The organism is Achromobacter spanius (genome assembly GCF_039673305.1).
Taxonomy (GTDB): domain Bacteria; phylum Pseudomonadota; class Gammaproteobacteria; order Burkholderiales; family Burkholderiaceae_B; genus Achromobacter; species Achromobacter spanius_F.
In genome coordinates, this window is sequence record NZ_JBDJLJ010000062.1 from 1 (window position 1) to 18,039 (window position 18,039).

Consider the following 18,039-nt stretch of genomic DNA (forward strand, 5'->3'; position numbering starts at 1 on the left):
GACGCGCCGGCGGCGCACGACGCCACCGTCGTCCGCCGCCTGCGCGACGCAGGCGCGGTGCTGCTGGGCCAATTGCAGATGACGGAAGGCGCGTACTCCGATCACCATCCGGCCATCGTCCCGCCGCGCAATCCCTGGAACGCGGACTACTGGACCGGCATCTCCTCCAGCGGATCCGCGGCGGCAACGGCTGCTGGCCTTTGCTTTGCGGCGACGGCATCGGATACCGGTGGATCAATCCGCTGGCCCTGCGCCGCCACCGGCCTGACCGGGATCAAGCCGACCTGGGGCCGAGTCAGCCGGCACGGCACGATGGAGCTGGCGGCTTCGCTGGATCACATCGGCGTTATCGCGCGCAGTTCGCGGGATGCGGCTGCCATGCTGGAAATCATGGCGGGCGCCGATCCGCTGGACCCTACCGCATTGCAAGCGCCGGTGCCGCGCTACACGCAACTGTCCGCCGGCTCCCTCCATGGCCTGCGGATTGGCGTCGATCCGGACTGGAACCGCACGGGCGTGGATGCGCAAACGCAACGCATGCTGGAGGCAGCCGCGCAGACCTTCGAGGAGCTGGGCGCGACGCGGATCCCGGTTCGCTTTCCGATTGCGGACGGCGAACAGGCGGTTCGCGACTGGGCGCCAATCTGCGCCGTGGAAGCCGCTGTCGCCCACGCGGACACGTATCCTTCCCGCCGCGCGGAGTATGGTCCGGTGCTGGCGGCGGTGCTCGATGCGGGACACGCCTTGTCCGGCCCGGACTATCAGCGCCTCTTGCTGCGCCGCATGGCGCTGCGCGGCAAAGTCGACGCCCTGTTCACCGGGATCGATGCGCTGCTGACGCCCGTGCAGCCCATGCCGCCGCTGACCTTGCGCGCCATCCGCACACTGGGCGACCAGCCCGGTCTGGTCGCGGCGCTCCAGCGCTACACCTGCGTATTCGACATGACCGGGCATCCCTGCCTGACGCTGCCGGCGGGCCGGTGCGACGCCGGCATGCCGATGGGCCTGCAACTGGTGGCGGCCCACTTGGGGGAGACCACCCTGTTCAGGTTGGGCGCCGCATTCCAGGCGGCCACGCCCTGGCATTTGCGCAGGCCCGCACCTGCAAAAGGAGCATGACGATGCGTACGCAACAGGCCGCCGCGCTGTCCTCGAACGGCAGGATCTTTCAGGGATGGTTTGTCGTGGCTGCCGCCTTCGCGATTACCTTGCTGGGATTCGGCAGCGCCTATTCTTTCAGTACCTTCGTCGACGCCTTGCAGCGCGATTTTGGCGCCTCGCGCGGCGCGGTGTCGCTGGTGTTTTCGCTGGCGGGATGCCTTTACTTCGGATTCGGCGTCGTCAGCGGGCCCCTGGCAGACCGCTACGGCTCGCGAGCCCTGGCGTTGGCCGGGATGCTGCTGCTGGCGACGGGCCTCCTGTTCGCCGCCGCGGCGCGGAACATGGCGCAGATCTACCTGGCTTATGGACTGGGGGTGGGACTGGGCGTGGGGTGTTCGTATGTCCCGGTGATAGGCGCGGTGCAGCGATGGTTCCAGCGGCGACGCGCGCTCGCGTCAGGGCTGGCGGTCAGCGGCATCGGCGTGGGTACGTTGCTCGTGCCGCCGCTGGCGTCGGCGCTGATCGACCTGTGGGGATGGCGGGCCGCCTATCTCTCGATGGCCGCGGGCGTGGCGGTAATAGGGGTGGCCGCCTCGCGCTGGGTGGAAAATTCACCGCTGGATCGGGGCCTCGCGCCGGACGGAACGCCCCTGCCGCCGCCGCCGGCAACCGCCCCGATGCCGGCGGGCGTGTCCGTGTCCGTACGCGATGCCATCCGCAGCAAAGCCTTTGCCTTGCTCTACCTTGCCTGCCTGGTCTGCGCGTTCGGCGTGTTTGTGCCGTTCGTGCATCTCGTGCCCTACGCCCTGGACCACGGCGTGAAGCCGGGCTTGGCCGTGCTGCTGCTCAGCGCGATCGGCGTGGGCAGCACCGCCGGTCGATTCGGCCTGGGACCGCTGGCGGACCGCCTGGGCAGGCGCGCCTCACTTGCGGCCATGTACGGCGGAATGGCGGCCGCGCTGGCGCTCTGGAGCGCATCCGGCCAGTTCTGGACGCTGGCGTTGTTTGCACTGGCGTTCGGGGTGTTCTATGGCGGCTGGGTGGCGCTGCTGCCCGCCGTCGTCATGGATTACTTTGGCGGACGCCATGTCAGCGCCATCATCGGCATGCTGTACACCAGCGTGGCGTTCGGCACCCTGATCGGGCCGGTCGCGGCGGGCTACGCCTATGACCTGGGCAGCAGCTACACACTGCCGATCATCGCGGCCGCCGCAGGGAATGGGATGGCGTTGGCAATCACGGCCTTTCTTCCGGAACGCGCCGTCCCTCGGACGACAGCGCGCGCACCTTGAACCACAGGACATTCGGCCATGCGTCCTTCCTGTCTGCCGGCCAGGGTCGGCGCAAGCCCTACTATAGACACTCCCCCACCCGAATACCTTGCGCCTCTTCATGTTCGACGCTTACCTCAGCCGCTGGAACCTCGCGCCCGACGGCGCCCCCATCGTGACCCGCGCGGCGCAACTGCTGCCCGTCCTGCATGACGGCGCGCCCGCCATGCTCAAGGTGTCCTTCGAAGAAGACGAAAAACAGGGCGGCGTGCTGATGAACTGGTGGGACGGCCGCGGCGCCGCGCGCGTGCTGGCGCACGACGACGATGCGATCCTGCTGGAGCGCGCCACCGGCACGCGGTCGCTGGCGCACTATGCGCGCACCGGGCGCGACGACGACGCCACCCGCATCCTTTGCGGCGTGCTCAAGGACCTGCACGCTCCCCGCGACAAGCCGCTGCCCGCCCTGCGCCCGCTCGAGGAATGGTTCGTGGAGCTCTGGCCCATGGCCCGGGCGCACGGCGGCATCCTGGCGCACAGCGCCCGCCACGCCCGCGCCCTGCTGGACGATCCGCGGGATTTGGCCGTGCTGCACGGCGACCTCCATCACGACAATGTCCTGGACTTCGGCGACCGCGGCTGGCTGGTGATCGACCCCAAGCGCCTGCACGGCGAGCGGGCCTTCGACTACGCCAACATCTTCTGCAACCCGGACCTGGCCGATCCCGTGCCGCCGGTGGCCATCGTGCCCGGCCAGTTCGAGCGGCGGCTGGAAATCATCGTCTCGCTCTCGGGCCTGGACCGCCAGCGGCTGCTGCGCTGGGTCGTCGCGTGGTGCGGCCTGTCGGCCGCCTGGTACATGGGCGACGGCGACGACGCCGCGATCGACCTGGACATCGCCCGCCAGGCGCAGGCGCTGCTGGACCGCTGAATCCGGGCCCCAGCGTCGCAAGGGCGCAGGCATGATGCGGTAAGGTGTAGTCCCCTCACCCCTTGCCTCTTCATTCCTGGAGTATCGAATGACCGGATTGTTCATCGTGGTGGCGGCGCTGGCGTTCCTGATGCTGGCGGCGTATCGCGGCTACAGCGTGATCCTGTGCGCGCCCATCGCGGCCATGGGCGCGGTGCTGCTGACCGACCCGTCGGCCCTGGCGCCCGTGTTCTCGGGCATCTTCATGGAGCGCATGGCGGGCTTTGCCAAGCTCTATTTCCCCGTGTTCCTGCTGGGCGCCGTGTTCGGCAAGCTCATCGAGCTGTCCGGTTTTTCCCGGGCCATCGTGCAGGCGGTGCTGCGCATGATCGGCGCCGAGCGCGCCATCGTGGCCATCGTGCTGGTGTGCGCCGTGCTGACCTACGGCGGCGTGTCGCTGTTCGTGGTGGTGTTCGCGGTCTATCCGTTTGCCGCCGAGATGTTCCGCCAGGGCGGCATCCCCAAGCGGCTGATGCCCGGCGCGATCGCGCTGGGGGCCTTTACTTTCACCATGACGGCGCTGCCCGGCACGCCGCAGATCCAGAACATCATCCCCACGACATTCTTCGAAACCACGACCTGGGCCGCGCCCTGGCTGGGACTGATCGGCGCGGCGTTCACGCTCAGCGCCGGCATCGCCTACCTGGAATGGCGGCGCAAGCGCGCGGCCGCGGCCGGCGAGACCTACGGCACGGACCTGCGCAACGAGCCGGCCACGCCGCCCAGCGAACGCGACCATCACCCGCTGATCGCGCTGCTGCCGCTGGTGGTGGTGGGCGTGATGAACTTCCTGCTGACGCGCTGGATTCCCGGCTGGTACCCGGCCGGCTCGGTCGTGGACCTGCCCGGCCTGCCCGAGCCCATGCCCGTGCGCGCCGAGGAACAGGTGGCGCTGTGGGCGGTGATGGGCGCGCTGATCGCCGGCATCGTCACCATCCTGCTGTTCTCGTTCCGCGCCATCAAGGCGCACTTCGCCGAAGGCAGCAAAAGCGCGGTATCCGGCGCGCTGCTGGCGTCGATGAACACGGCGGCGGAATACGGCTTTGGCGGCGTCATCGCGGCGCTGCCGGGCTTCCTGCTGGTGGCCGAGGGCCTGAAGGCCATTCCCGATCCGCTGGTCGGCGAGGCCGTGGCGGTCACCACGCTGGCGGGCATCACGGGGTCGGCCTCGGGAGGCATGAGCATCGCGCTGGCCGCAATGTCGCAGACCTTCATCGACGGCGCGCTGGCCGCCGGGATCCCGATGGAAGTGCTGCACCGCGTGGCCGCGATGGCCAGCGGCGGCATGGACACGCTGCCGCACAACGGCGCGGTCATCACCCTGCTGGCCGTCACCGGGCTGACGCACCGCCAATCCTATGGCGACATCTTCGCCATCACGCTGATTTCGACGCTGTCGGTATTCGTGGTGATCGGCGTCTTCTACCTGACCGGCATCGTCTGATCAAAGGCCGCGGCGAAGACGCCGGCCAGCCATTGCGTGAAGACGCGCACCCGCGCCGGCACCTGCCGGTTCTGCGGATACAGCACCGACACCGGCATGGGCGCGGGCGGCGCGTCGGGCAGCACGATCCGCAGGTGGCCCGCCGCCAGCTCGCGCTCCACCCGGTAGCGCGGCACCTGCGCCAGGCCCAGGCCCGCCAGCGCCGCGCTGGTGTAGAGTTCGGCGCCCGACACGCTGACGGCCGCACGCGGGCGCACCTGCACGCTGCGCCCATCCACCGTGAAGTCCAGCGGCACGCCGCGCCCCGTGGCGCTGGACACGTAGTCGACGGCCCGGTGGCTGTCCAGGTCCTCCAGTCGCAGGGGCACGCCGAAACGCGCCAGGTACGCCGGACTGGCCACGGTCACCTGCGGCATCAGCGCGATCCGCCGGCCCGCCAGCGTCGAATCCTGCGGGACGCCCGCGCGCAGCACGCAGTCCACCCCTTCCCGCACCAGATCCACCAGGCGGTCGTCCTCGCCCAGGTGCAGCGCGATGCCGGGATGGCGGTCCAGGAAGTCGGGCAGGCCCGGCATGACGAAAAAGCGCGCCAGCGTACCCTGGGCATTCACCCGCAGCAGGCCTTTGGGCGCGGCGTCCAGGAACGCGGCGTCGGCCTCTTCCAGGTCCGCCAGCAGGCGCACGCAGCGCTGGTAGTGCGCCTCGCCGTCGAGGGTCAGCCGCACCTGGCGCGTGGTGCGTTCCAGCAGACGCGCCCCCAGGCGGGCCTCCATGCGCTTGATCAGGTTGGTGACCGTGGCGCGGGGTATGCGCAGGTCTTCCGACGCCTTGGAAAAGCTGCCGCGCTCCGCGATGCGCACGAACACCCGCATTTCCTCGAAACGATCCATCCCTGCTCCGTCAATTGTTAATACAAATGAAATTATCTTAGCAAAACAAGGGTAATTATCTTTGTTCCGGAATAGTCGATCATTCGTCTCATCCCCTCAACGGAGAAACCCCATGAATGACCAAGCCCCCCAGCGCGTCGCCCTCGTCACCGGCGGTTCCCGCGGCATCGGCGCCGCCATCGTGCACCGGCTGGCCGCAGACGGCTTTGCCGTCGCCATCAACTATGCCGCGAGCGCGGCGCAAGCCGAGGCCCTGGCCGACGAAATCCGGCAGGCCGGCGGACGCGCCCTGGCCGTGCGCGCCGACGTGTCCACGCCGGCGCAGGTGCGCGCCATGTTCGAGGCCGTGGAAGCCGGCCTGGGCAGGATCGACGTGCTGGTCAACAGCGCCGGTGTCCTGCAGGTGCAGCCGCTGGCCGAGACCAGCGACGAACTGTACGACCAGACCTTCGACATCAACACCCGCGGCACCTTCAACACCCTGCGCGAGGCCGCCGCCCGCCTGGCCGATGGCGGCAGCATCGTGAACGTGTCCAGCACCACCGTCGCGCTCAACCTGCCCGGCTACTCGGTCTACATCGCCAGCAAGGCGGCGGTCGAAAGCTTTACCCAGGTCTTCGCCAAGGAGCTGCGCGGCCGCCGTATCCGGGTCAACGCGGTGGCGCCCGGCCCCGTCGCGACGGCGCTGTTCTTCAAGGGCAAGAGCCCCGAACTGATCGAGCATTACGCCAAGATGCCGCCGCTGGAACGCCTGGGCCAACCGGATGACATCGCCGGCATCGTGTCGTTTCTGGCGGGGTCCGACAGCGGCTGGGTCAACGGCCAGATCCTGCGCGCCAACGGCGGCGTGGCCTGAATTTTTTTGCGCGCGCGGCCGCGGGGCCGCGCCGCCTGCTCATCCCTACGCACGAGCCCGGCCGTCCGGCCGGGCTCTTTCGCTGCCGCCCCGCGCGCCGCGGATTCATTGAAGCCCTCATCCGTTCTACCCATGGCGGCATCGACTGATGGGGTGAGGCGTCAACGCCGTTTCTCAAATTCCCGCTTCGCGCGCTCGGGACTTTGATTTACGGAAAAGTCTGGCCAGTTGGACGAGGTTTGCATGAGACGGACTCCGGAAGGTGTGGTTTAGCCTGACCCGGCAGTACTCCGACTCACCTTGATCGATTGGACGAAAGCAATGAATCAACTCATTCATCCGGACTGCCACCCCTTCACCGCAGCAGGCAATCTGAAGCAGATCTCCGCGTTTTACGAGGAGGGACGCCGCGTCATGTGGATGATGCTGCGCGCGCAACCGCGCCCGTGCTTTAACCATGAACTGATCGACGAGATCATGACCCTGGCGCGCGCCGCCAAGGATTCCGGCCTGCCCATCGACTTCTGGGTCACGGGTTCGCTGGTGCCGCAGATCTACAACGTCGGCGGCGACCTCAACTTCTTCGCCGAATCCATCCGCACCGGCAAGCGCGAAGCGCTGCGGGCCTATGCCCGCGCATGCGTCGATTGCGTCCATGCCGCCACGCGCGGCTTCGACACCGGCGCCATTTCGCTGGCCATGATCGAAGGCACGGCGCTGGGCGGCGGCTTCGAGGCCGCGCTGGCCCACCACTTCGTGCTGGCGCAGAACACGGCCCGCATGGGCTTTCCGGAGATGGCGTTCAACCTCTTCCCGGGCATGGGCGGCTATTCGCTGGTCGCGCGGCGCTCGGGCATGAAGCTGGCTGAAGAACTGATCGGCACGGGCGAATCGCACACCGCGGAATGGTTCCATGCCCGGGGCCTGGTGGACGTGCTGTTCGAGCCGGGCGACGCCTTCAAGGCCACGCGCACGTTCATCGACGTCATGCGGCCCAAGCTCAACGGCATGCGCGCCATGCTGCGGGCGCGCCAGCGCGTGCTGAGCCTGTCGCGTTCCGAGCTGATGGACATTACCGAGGATTGGGTCGAGGCCGCGTTCTCGATCGACCCCAAGGACCGCGCCTACATGGAACGCCTGGTGATGGCGCAGAACCGCCGCAGCGCGGTCAGCCCGGAGTCCGGCGAAGTGGCCACGATGCACTGACCCGGCGGCGCGCCGCCGGTTGCGTCAGGCAATCAGGTGCAGCCGGCGGCGCTGCGTGAGCCAGGCCGTGAACGCTTCGGCGGGCATGGGCTTGGCGTACAGATAGCCTTGCTTGGCGTCCACGCCCAGCGTGTCCAGGAAGGCGGTCTCTTCCTGGGTTTCGACGCCCTCGGCAATGACCTTGAGCTCCAGGGTGCGCGCCACGGCGACGATGGCGCGCGCCAGCGCCTGCGACACCGGGTTCTCGTTCACGCCGCGCACGAAGCTGGCGTCCAGCTTGATCGCGTCCAGCGGAATGCGCGCCAGTTGCGACAGCGAGGAATAGCCCGTCCCGAAGTCGTCCAGGTGGACGCGCGCGCCCAGCTGGCGGAACTGCTTGATCAGTTCGATGGCGGCGCCTTCGTCGTCGATCAGGCAGCTTTCGGTGAGTTCGATGTCCAGCAGGCAGGGATCGAGGCTGGCGTCGCTGATGGCCCGCATGAATTCGCTGACCACGCCCTTGTCGTCCAGCTGGCGGGCCGACATGTTGATCGCGATGCGGATGTTCAGGCCGTCGCGCTTCCAGGCCGCGGCCTGCCTGGCCGCCTCGCGCATCACCCAGACGCCCAGCGGCGAGATCAGGCCCGATTCCTCGGCGTAGGGGATGAAGGTGTCGGGGCCGACCATGCCGCGTTCCGGCGAACGCCAGCGCACCAGGGCTTCCACGCCATCGACCTCGCCCGTGCGGCCGGCGAGCTTGGGCTGGTAGTACAGCATCAGGTGATTTTCGGCCAGCGCCTTGCGCAGGTTCGTGTCCAGCCAGACGTAGTCGGCGTTGCGGCGGTCCATCTCGTGCTGGAACACGCGGTACGTGTGGCGGCCCGCTTCCTTGGCCACGTACATGGCAATGTCCGCGCTGCGCACCACGCTGTCCAGGTCGGCGCCGTGGTCGGGGTACATCGCGATGCCGATGGAGCAGCTGGTGTAGACCTCGATCAGGCCCTGGCGGAAGGGCTCGCGCAGCCGTTCGATGATCCGCTGCGCGGTGGCTTCCAACTGCCAGGCCTGCGCCTCTTCCTGCAGCACGATGAATTCGTCGCCGCCCAGGCGGGCCAGCGTCTGGCCGTCGGACAGGCAATTGGAAATCGCGACCGCCACCGCCTTGAGCAGCCGGTCGCCGAAGCCGTGGCCGTAGTGGTCGTTGATGCGCTTGAAGTTGTCCAGGTCCAGGAACAGCACGCCGCCGCGCCCTTCCCGGCCCGCCGCCAGCGCGGTCTTGAGCCGCGAGGTGATCGCGTGCCGGTTGGGCAGGTTGGTCAGCATGTCGGTGTTGGCCAGCACCCGCAGGCGCTCCTGCGCCTGCCGCTCTTCGGTGATGTCGGTGCCGGAGCAGATCAGGTAGACGCGCTTTTCGCCGCTGCCGCTGGTGACGAACTTGTTGCGGAACAGGAAGAGCCGGGGGCCCTTGACCGTGTTGATCGTGCGCTCGACTTCGTAAGACTGCCCGCGCTTGTAGAACTCGGCGATATTGCGCCGCGAGGCGACGGCCTCTTCCCGCGTCATGAACATCTCGAAGACGCTGCGGCCCACGATGTCCTGCTCGCGCTTGCCGGTGTATTCCTCGCTGAGCTTGTTGAAGCGCTGCACGCGCCCGTTCTGGTCGACGATGACGATGACCGAATTGGCCTCCGACACCACCGTTTCGGCGAACGACAGGCCTTCGACGAGGTCCTTGGCGACGGATTCGGTGTCGGTGTGCGCGGACGCCGTCCCGGCCCATTCGTTGGGATTGATCTTGCGGCCGACCAGATGCAGGTGGAGCAGTTCGCCGTACAGCGAAATGTCGATGCGCACGCTGGACGTGATGCCGGTGAGCCCGCGCACGGTCTCCGCCTGGTCCGGGCGCAAGGCCATCGCGATGTTGGTCGCGCCCTTGACAGCGGCGAGCTCGATCGCGTCGCTGTCGGCGGACAATCGCCAATATGGGCTATGCGTACCGAAATGCGTGTGCAGGATCGATTTTTCGTCCTGGTTCTCAGTCATTGGTATCCCCCCGCCGTCCTAAGGCCCGCAAAGCACATTACGATCTCCTTAATTTGGGGTCAACCACATTATTTAGGCGACAAAATCCTGTATTGCGATTTATTGCACAGGAGCTCGCCCCTGTGATGCAAACCTCTGAAATACTGCGGCATTTCACGCGGGTCAAACCAGGCGCGCGAATCTATTATTTCGTTTTTTTTCAAACTTCGTATGAACGAAAACGCCGGAGAATCCGATCAGGATTTCCGGCGTGTGGCGTAAATGGCGCAAACCGCGCCGGCGCGAGGGGCTTCAGTCGCCCTTGACGCCGGCCTCGTCGATGACCTTGGTCCAGCGGGCCACTTCAGCCGAGACGCGCGCGCTGGCGTCCGCCGGCGTCGTCCAGGTGGCGATGGCGCCCTGGTTCAGCAGCGAGGCCTTCACGTCCGGCTTGGCCAGGATTTTCTTCAGTTCGCCGTTCAGGCGGTCGATCACGGGCGCCGGCGTGTTGGCCGGCGCCACGATGCCGAACATGGAACTGACCTCGAAATCCTTCAGGCCGGCTTCGGCGGCGGTGGGCACGCCCGGCAGCGCCTCGACGCGTTGCGACGACGTCACCGCCAGGGCGCGCAGCTTGCCGGCCTTGATGTTGGCCTGCGACGCCGGCACGGTCTCGATCATGCTGAGCACCTGGCCGCCCATCAGGTCGGTCATGGCGGGGCCGCTGCCCTTGTAGGGCACGTGCAGGATATCGGCGCCGGCGGTGCGCTTGAACATTTCGCCGGCCAGGTGCTGGGGCGAACCGTTGCCGGCCGAGGCCATGGTCATGAAGCCGGGCTTGGACTTGGCCAGCGCGATGAATTCGGACAGCGTGTTCGCCTGCACCGACGGGTTCACCACGAACACCAGCGGCACCGTGCCCACGATGGACACCGGCGCGAAGCTCTTTTCCACGTCGTAGGTGACGCGGCCGCGGTACAGCGCGGCGTTGATGGAATGGCTGGTCAGCGCGCCCATCAGCAGGGTGTAGCCGTCGGGCTGCGCCTTGGCGACCTGGTCGGCGCCGATGTTGCCGGCGGCGCCGGCGCGGTTTTCCACGACCACGGTCTGGCCCAGCGCGCCAGTCAGTTCCTGCGCAAGCACGCGGCCGATCACGTCGGTCGCGCCGCCGGGCGGATAGGGCACGATCAGGCGGATGGGCTTGTCGGGATAGGCGTCGGCGGAGAACGCCGGGGCGGAAACGCCGGCGCACAGGGCCAGCAGGGAAAACAGCACGGCACGGCGCGGCCGCAGACGCAGGTCTGACATGTGGGTCTCTCCAGCCGGGATGGGTATAGGAATGAACGGACGCCCGGTTCGTCAACGGGGCAAGTGTAGGAGGCCTGCCTTGATTGAAGAATCAACATTTTTCTATCGACTGATCTTCAATAACGATCAATCAGCAAGGCCAGATAAAGCGCTTGCAGGCATCGCAAAGGGCTGGATATGATGTTGCCCCAGGATTATCAATAATATTATCGGGACTGAAAATGACGGACGAGACCAAGGGCGGCAAGCCCGCCAAGGGCCCCTTTGACAGCGACAGCGCCACCGCGCAGGGCGTGGCCCGCGGGCTGACCAACTACGGCGACAAGGGCTTTTCGCTGTTCCTGCGCAAGGCCTTCATCAAGGGCGCCGGCCTGTCCGACGACGCGCTCGCGCGTCCCATCATCGGCATCGTCAACACCGGCAGCAGCTACAACCCCTGCCACGGCAACGCCCCGCAACTGAGCGAAGCCGTCAAGCGCGGCGTCATGCTGGCCGGCGGCCTGCCGATGGACTTTCCCACGATCTCGGTGCACGAGAGCTTCTCGCAGCCCACCAGCATGTACCTGCGCAACCTCATGTCCATGGACACCGAGGAAATGATCCGCGCCCAGCCCATGGATGCCGTCGTACTGATCGGCGGCTGCGACAAGACCGTGCCCGCGCAGCTGATGGGCGCGGCGTCGGCCGGCGTGCCCGCCATCCAGCTCGTCACGGGATCGATGCTGACCGGTTCGCACCGCGGCGAACGCGTCGGCGCCTGCACCGACTGCCGCCGCTACTGGGGCCGCTACCGCGCCGAAGAAATCGACGCTGTCGAAATCGCCGACGTGAACAACCAGCTGGTCGCCAGCGTGGGCACCTGTTCCGTCATGGGCACGGCCAGCACCATGGCCTGCATCACCGAGGCGCTGGGCATGATGGTGGCCGGCGGCGCGTCCGCCCCCGCCGTCACCGCCGACCGCGTGCGCGTGGCGGAACGCACCGGCGCCACCGCCGTCGCCATGGCCGCATCGCGCCTGACGCCCGACCGCATCCTGACGGGCAAGTCCATCGAAAACGCCCTGCGCGTGCTGCTGGCCATCGGCGGATCCACCAACGGCATCGTCCACCTGACCGCCATCGCCGGCCGCCTGGGCATCGACATCGACCTGGCGGGCCTGGACCGCATCAGCCGCGAAACGCCCGTGCTGGTGGACCTGAAGCCGTCGGGCCAGCACTACATGGAAGACTTCCACGACGCCGGCGGCATGCCCGCGCTGCTGCGCGAACTGCGCCCGTTCCTGCACCTGGATGCGCTGACCGTGTCCGGCCGCACGCTGGGCGAAGAACTGGACGCCGCGCCCCCGGCTTTCAAGCAGGACGTGATCCGCACCGCCGCCTCGCCCATCTACCCCGTGGGCGGCCTGGCCGTGCTGCGCGGCAACCTGGCGCCCGGCGGCGCCATCATCAAGCAATCGGCCGCCAACCCCAAGCTGATGGAACACGAAGGCCGCGCCGTCGTGTTCGAGGACGCCGAGGACATGGCGCTGCGCATCGACGACGACGCGCTCGACGTGACCGCCGACGACATCCTGGTCTTGAAGCGCATCGGCCCCACCGGCGCGCCGGGCATGCCCGAAGCCGGCTACATGCCCATTCCCAAGAAGCTGGCGCGCGCGGGCGTCAAGGACATGGTCCGGATCTCGGACGGCCGCATGAGCGGCACGGCCGCCGGCACCATCGTCCTGCACGTCACGCCCGAGGCCGCCATCGGCGGTCCCCTGGCCTACGTGCAGAACGGCGACCGCATCCGCCTGTCGGTGGCCGGGCGCGAAATCGCGCTGCTGGTCGACGACGCCGAACTGGCGCGGCGCGCGGCGGCCAAGCCGATCACCCGCCCCACCGCCGAGCGCGGCTACCGCAAGCTGTTCCTGCAGACCGTGACGCAGGCCGACCAGGGCGTCGACTTCGACTTCCTGCGCGCCGGCGTCACGAACGACACCGTACCCAAGCAGTGAGCCTCCCCGTCACGCCATGAACGCCATCACGCCCGACGCCTTGCAGGAACAGGCCCCCGACGCCGTACAGGCCGCGGTGGCCACGCTGGAAGAAGACATCGTCTTCGGCCGGCTGCACCCGCGCGAACGCCTGACCGAGGACGAGCTGATGGCGCGCTTCAGCATGAAGCGGCACGCGGTGCGGCAGGTGCTGGCCGACCTGGAACTGCTGGGCGTGGTGGAGAAAAAGCGCAACATCGGCGCGGTGGTGCGCGACTTTTCCGTGCGCGAAGTCATGGAACTGTACGCGCTGCGCGAAGTGCTGGAAGTGCACGCAGCCAGCCAGATGCCGCTGCCCGTGCCTGAAGCGCGGCTGGCGGCGCTGGTGGCGGTGCAGCGCGAGCACGACGCGGCGGTGGCCGCCGGCGACGCCCGCCGGGTGTTCCGCAGCAACCAGCGCTTTCACCGCGAATTCTTCGGCCTGCTCGACAACGCCGTGCTGGGCCAGGCCATCGAGGAATACGCCCGCCGCACCCATCCGATCCGCTTCGGCTCGCTGGTCACGGCCGGGCACCGCGAACGCGCCCGCCAGGAGCACTGGACCATGATCCAGGCGCTGCGCGAAGGCGACCGCGACGCGCTGATGGCGGTGTGCCGGGACCACCTGGTTCCGTCGCGCGACGCTTACCTGGCGTCGCAGCAGGCGTTCTCTCAGACCAGCGCCTATCTGGCAACAATTTGACAAGTCCCTCCCGGATTCGGTAATAATAACAATTACTATTTCCGAAATTCGCATGAGCAGTTGTCCCGTTTCGTCACCCGAGGCGCCGGCGGCTTGATCAAAAGGTTGGATCTTGAGTACGCCGGGATGCGCCTTCCCCTCCTCCATCGAAACGCTCTATAGCGACCACCACTCCTGGCTCAGGGGCTGGCTGCGCCGCCGCCTGGGCAACGCCGATCAGGCCGAGGACCTGGCCCACGACACCTTCATCCGCCTGCTCAGCAGCGACCGCGTGCCCGCCACGCTGTCGGAACCGCGCGCCTTCCTGACCACGGTGGCGCAGCACCTGGTGTCCAACCACTGGCGGCGCGAGAAACTGGAGCGCGCCTATCTTGACGCGCTGGCCCAGGCGCCGCAGGCGGTGCACTGGTCGCCCGAGGACCGGGCCATCGTGCTGGAGACGCTGCTGGAACTGGACCGGCTGCTCGACGGCCTGCCGGCTCCCGTGCGCCAGGCCTTCCTGCTGTCGCAGCTTGAGGGGCAGACCCATGCGCAGGTGGCGCAGGCGCTGGGAATCTCCATCCCCACCGTCAAGCGCTATCTCGTCAAGGCCCTGCAGCGCTGCTGCTTCGCCGACCTTTCCTTCACGGGATGAGCCGACCCTTGAGCGCCTCTCCCTGGTACCGGGCCACCCGCGACGCCTCCGCACTGTCTCCCGCCGTCGCCCAGCGCGCCCTCGAATGGCTGGTGGAATTGCAGGACGGCTCGGTCGCGCCCGAAACGGTGCGCGAATGGGCCAGTTGGCGCGCCGCGCACCCGGACCACGAACGCGCCTGGCTGCGCATCGAATCCGTGCGCGGCACGCTGCAGCCGATCGCCGGCGCCGGCGGCGCGGCGATTGCGCAGGCGGCGCTGGCGGCGCCCGCGTCCGCGCAGCGGCGGCGCGCGCTCAAGGCCATGAGCGTCCTGGCGATCGCCGGCGGCGCAACCTGGAGCGTCGGACAATCCACGCCCTGGCGCGAATGGACGTCCGACCATCGCACCGGCATCGGGCAGCGGCGCAACCTGAGCCTGCCCGACGGCACGCGGATCGTGCTGAACACGGACAGCGCCATCGACGTGCGCTATAGCGCCGCACAGCGGCGCGTGGCGCTCATCGCGGGCGAGATCCTGGTTTCCACGGCCCATGAGGCGGGCGCGGCAGCCCGCCCCTTCCTGGTCGAAACGGCTCACGGCACGGCGCGCGCGCTGGGCACGCAATACACCGTCCGGGTCCTGGACGCGTCGACCGAGGTCAGCGTGTACCAGGGCGCCGTCCAGATCCAGCCGCGCGACGACGCCGACCACGGGCTCACCTTGCAGGCCGGCCTGCGCGCCCTGTATTCCGCGCATGGCGTGGCCCAGCCCGCCGCCGCCGAGGAAAACCGCGTCGCCTGGAAAGACGGATTCATCGTCGCGCGCGGCATGCGCCTGGACGACTTCCTGGCCGAGCTGGGCCGCTACTGCCGCGACACGCTGTCCTGCGACCCGTCCGTCGCCGGACTGCAGCTCTCGGGCTCCTTTCCCGTCAACGACGTCGACAAGGTGCTCGCGGCCTTGAGCGCGACCCTGGATGTGCGGGTGCAGGCCGAATCCCGGCTGTGGCGCGGCCGCCGCCTGCATCTGATCGCGGGACCCGGCGCGGCGCGCGCCTGAGCGCTGTTACAAAAAAACCTTGTGCAAGCTGATCCGTTTTGCGTGGTTGCGGGTCATGGCTGGTGAGAACACAGAAACCTCACTATCCCTTGAAGGCCAGCACATGACTCACGCCCGGGCGCCCAAGCGCCAGTCCCCCAACTTCCTGCGGCGCGCAACCACGGCGCGCCTGGCCGGACGCATCGCCGCCGGCGCCCTGCTCGCGGCCCCTGTCCTGGCCGTCCCGGTCGCCGCCCACGCGCAGGCCGCCGCCACGCGCAGCTTCGACATTCCCGCGGGAACGCTCGAGGACACGCTGGGCCGCTACGGTCGCGAAGCGGGCATCGTGCTGTCGTTCAAGCCCGAAGTGACCGCCGGCCTGCAAAGCAACGGCCTGCGCGGCAACTACGGCGTGCGCGGCGGGCTGGACGCCCTGCTGGCCGGCACCGGCATCCGGGTCCTGCCCCAATCCAACGGCAGCTATGTGCTGGACCGCCCCGCGGGCGCCGGCATCGCGACCACGCAGCTGCCCGCCGTGACGGTGACCGCATCGGCCGCCGATCCCAACCTGCCGGCCCCCTTCGCGGGCGGCCAGGTGGCGCGCGGCGGCGGCCTGGGCGTTTTGGGCACGGGCGACGTCATGGACGTGCCGTTCAGCACCACCAACTACACGTCGCAGATGATCGAGAACCAGCAGGCCCGCACGCTTGCCGACATTGTCATCAACGAATCCTCGGTGCGCACCACGACGTCCACCGGCGGCTTTTCCGATGAATTCCAGATCCGCGGCTATTCCGTGGCCGCGGGCGACGTGGGCCTGAACGGCCTGTACGGCCTGGCGTCCGCCAGCCGCATGCCCGCCGCCATGATGGAGCGCGTCGAAGTCCTGAAGGGCCCGGGCACGCTGATGAACGGCATCGGCCCCAGCGGCAGCATCGGCGGCGGCATCAACATCGTCACCAAGCGCGCAGGCGACGAGCCGCTGACGCGCCTGACCACCACCTACCAGAGCAAGTCGCAACTGGGCGGCCAGCTCGACATGGGCCGGCGCTTCGGCGAGAACAATGAGTGGGGCATCCGCGTCAACGGCGTCTACAACAACGGCCACACCAACATCGACGACGGCAAGCAGGAACAAGGCGTCGGCGCGCTGGCGCTGGACTACCGCGGGACGAAGCTGCGCTGGTCCCTGGACGCCTACACCCAGCACGAAGACATCGACAACTTCCGCCCCCAGATCGGCTTTCAGTCGAACGTGACGTCGCTGCCGTCGCCGCCGTCGGGCCACCGCAATTTCTACCCGGGCACCAAGCTCAAGCTGAACGATTCGGCCGTGGCCACCCGCCTCGAGTACGACATCAGCGACCACCTGATGGTCTATGGCGCCACTGGCTACCGCTACGGCACCGCCGAGCAGACCTTCCCGTCCGGTCCCGCCGACGCGCTGGGCAATTTCACGGTGTCCAACGCCTATTACGACTCGTACTCGCGCACCTGGACGGGCGACGTGGGCCTGCGCGCCAAGTTCGACACCTGGGGGGTCGCCCACACCCTGACCCTGTCGGCCACGCGCCTGGACCAGGAGTCCGGCAACGCCTACGTGACGTCCACGGGGCCCGGGGTCCCGTCCAGCATCTACCGGCCCGCGCCGCTGCCCCCGGTCACCGCTTACCGCGGCGCGCCGCAGAAGGCGTCGAAAACGGAACTGACCAGCTACACGCTGACCGACACGCTGTCGTTCGCCGACGACACGCTGATGATCACGGGCGGCCTGCGCAACCAGCGCGTGGCCCTGGACAACTACTCCACCACCACCGGCGCACGCACCAACTCCTATGACGAAAGCGCGATCTCGCCGGTCGCGGGCATCGTCTTCAAGCCCATTTCCAACGTGTCGCTGTACGGCAACTTCACGTCGGGCCTGACCCGCGGCGGCATCGCGCCGGCCACGGCCGCCAACGCCGGCCAGGTCTTCGCGCCCTACAAGTCCAAGCAGTACGAAGCGGGCGTCAAGGTCGACTGGGGCAAGGTGATCACCAGCGCCTCGGTGTTCCAGATCACGCGGCCCAACTCGATGACCGATCCCGACACGCGGATCTACAGCTTCGACGGCGAACAGCGCAACCGCGGCCTGGAACTGTCGGCCTTCGGCGAAGCCATGCCCGGCCTGCGCATGATGGCCAGCGCCACGTTCTATGACGCCACGCTCAAGCGCACCGCGGGCGGGGTGAACGACGGCAACGACGCCAACGGCGTGCCGAAGAACACCTTCAACCTGGGAGTGGACTGGGATACGCCGTGGGTGCGCGGCCTGAGCCTGAACGCCCGCGTGATCCACACGTCGTCGATGTACTTCAACGCCGCCAACACCCTGACGCTGCCCTCGTGGACGCGCTACGACATCGGCGCGCGCTACAACACCGAGATCCTGGGCCGCGCGGTGGTGTTCCGCGCCAACATCGAGAACCTGTTCAACAAGAACGCCTGGCTGGCCAGCGGCTCCTACGCCACGGTCAACGCGCCGCGCACGTTCCTGCTGTCCGCGCAGATCGACTTCTGACCGCGGCCGGGCCTGCGCCCGCCGCCCACGGCCCGCCCGGCAACCGGGCGGGCTGGCATCC

At 68.2% G+C, this 18,039-nt stretch carries 14 protein-coding genes; 11 read left to right on the top strand and 3 right to left on the bottom strand.

Translation table 11 applies throughout. From position 1 onward, the window contains the following. The 4 genes from ABE485_RS27085 to ABE485_RS27100 all read left to right on the top strand — a co-directional run. A partial coding sequence (locus ABE485_RS27085) for an amidase (protein WP_346518342.1) occupies positions 1 to 1,119 on the top strand: 1,119 nt, incomplete at its 5' end. Between the two features lie 2 nt (positions 1,120 to 1,121). Further along, positions 1,122 to 2,393, top strand: a complete 1,272-nt coding sequence (locus ABE485_RS27090) for an MFS transporter (protein WP_430795470.1) — start codon at positions 1,122 to 1,124, stop codon at positions 2,391 to 2,393. Positions 2,394 to 2,493: 100 nt separating this feature from the next. Beyond that, positions 2,494 to 3,303: an aminoglycoside phosphotransferase family protein gene (locus ABE485_RS27095; protein ID WP_346518344.1), complete on the top strand. Its 810-nt coding sequence runs from the start codon at positions 2,494 to 2,496 to the stop codon at positions 3,301 to 3,303. An 88-nt stretch (positions 3,304 to 3,391) separates the two neighbouring features. Then, positions 3,392 to 4,786: a GntP family permease gene (locus tag ABE485_RS27100; protein ID WP_346518345.1), complete on the top strand. Its 1,395-nt coding sequence runs from the start codon at positions 3,392 to 3,394 to the stop codon at positions 4,784 to 4,786. Here the strand turns inward: ABE485_RS27100 and ABE485_RS27105 are convergent. After that, complete coding sequence (locus ABE485_RS27105; protein ID WP_346518346.1) at positions 4,765 to 5,676, bottom strand: LysR family transcriptional regulator; 912 nt, start codon at positions 5,674 to 5,676, stop codon at positions 4,765 to 4,767. The genes ABE485_RS27100 and ABE485_RS27105 overlap by 22 nt on opposite strands. 112 nt (positions 5,677 to 5,788) lie before the next feature. Between ABE485_RS27105 and ABE485_RS27110 the strand changes: the two genes are divergently transcribed. Both ABE485_RS27110 and ABE485_RS27115 read left to right on the top strand, forming a co-directional pair. Continuing rightward, positions 5,789 to 6,532 carry an SDR family oxidoreductase gene (locus ABE485_RS27110; RefSeq protein ID WP_346518347.1) on the top strand — a complete coding sequence of 248 codons (744 nt, stop codon included), beginning with the start codon at positions 5,789 to 5,791 and terminating at the stop codon, positions 6,530 to 6,532. A gap of 321 nt (positions 6,533 to 6,853) precedes the next feature. Next, the gene (locus ABE485_RS27115) at positions 6,854 to 7,738 is read left to right on the top strand and encodes a crotonase/enoyl-CoA hydratase family protein (protein ID WP_346518348.1); all 885 of its coding nucleotides are present in this window, start codon (positions 6,854 to 6,856) and stop codon (positions 7,736 to 7,738) included. Between the two features lie 24 nt (positions 7,739 to 7,762). Here the strand turns inward: ABE485_RS27115 and pdeR are convergent, their stop codons facing one another. Both pdeR and ABE485_RS27125 read right to left on the bottom strand, forming a co-directional pair. Further along, positions 7,763 to 9,760: a cyclic di-GMP phosphodiesterase gene (gene pdeR / locus ABE485_RS27120; protein ID WP_346518349.1), complete on the bottom strand. Its 1,998-nt coding sequence runs from the start codon at positions 9,758 to 9,760 to the stop codon at positions 7,763 to 7,765. A gap of 291 nt (positions 9,761 to 10,051) precedes the next feature. Next, positions 10,052 to 11,047 carry a Bug family tripartite tricarboxylate transporter substrate binding protein gene (locus tag ABE485_RS27125; protein ID WP_346518350.1) on the bottom strand — a complete coding sequence of 332 codons (996 nt, stop codon included), beginning with the start codon at positions 11,045 to 11,047 and terminating at the stop codon, positions 10,052 to 10,054. Between the two features lie 221 nt (positions 11,048 to 11,268). On the opposite strand from ABE485_RS27125, the gene ABE485_RS27130 reads away from it, so the two are divergent. The 5 genes from ABE485_RS27130 to ABE485_RS27150 all read left to right on the top strand — a co-directional run bounded on the left by ABE485_RS27130 (position 11,269) and on the right by ABE485_RS27150 (position 17,978). Beyond that, a complete protein-coding gene (locus ABE485_RS27130) occupies positions 11,269 to 13,044 on the top strand; it encodes an IlvD/Edd family dehydratase (RefSeq protein WP_346518351.1) in 1,776 nt (591 codons plus the stop codon). A 16-nt stretch (positions 13,045 to 13,060) separates the two neighbouring features. Next, positions 13,061 to 13,765, top strand: coding sequence for a GntR family transcriptional regulator (locus tag ABE485_RS27135; RefSeq protein ID WP_346518352.1), 705 nt, complete (start codon positions 13,061 to 13,063; stop codon positions 13,763 to 13,765). A gap of 112 nt (positions 13,766 to 13,877) precedes the next feature. Continuing rightward, positions 13,878 to 14,399 carry a sigma-70 family RNA polymerase sigma factor gene (locus ABE485_RS27140; protein ID WP_346518353.1) on the top strand — a complete coding sequence of 174 codons (522 nt, stop codon included), beginning with the start codon at positions 13,878 to 13,880 and terminating at the stop codon, positions 14,397 to 14,399. Between the two features lie 8 nt (positions 14,400 to 14,407). Continuing rightward, positions 14,408 to 15,439 (top strand): FecR domain-containing protein, encoded by a 1,032-nt coding sequence (locus tag ABE485_RS27145; RefSeq protein ID WP_346518354.1) that lies wholly within the window; start codon positions 14,408 to 14,410, stop codon positions 15,437 to 15,439. Positions 15,440 to 15,542: 103 nt separating this feature from the next. After that, on the top strand, positions 15,543 to 17,978 hold the full coding sequence (locus tag ABE485_RS27150) for a TonB-dependent receptor (RefSeq protein ID WP_346518355.1): 2,436 nt from the start codon (positions 15,543 to 15,545) through the stop codon (positions 17,976 to 17,978). Positions 17,979 to 18,039 lie beyond the last annotated feature (61 nt).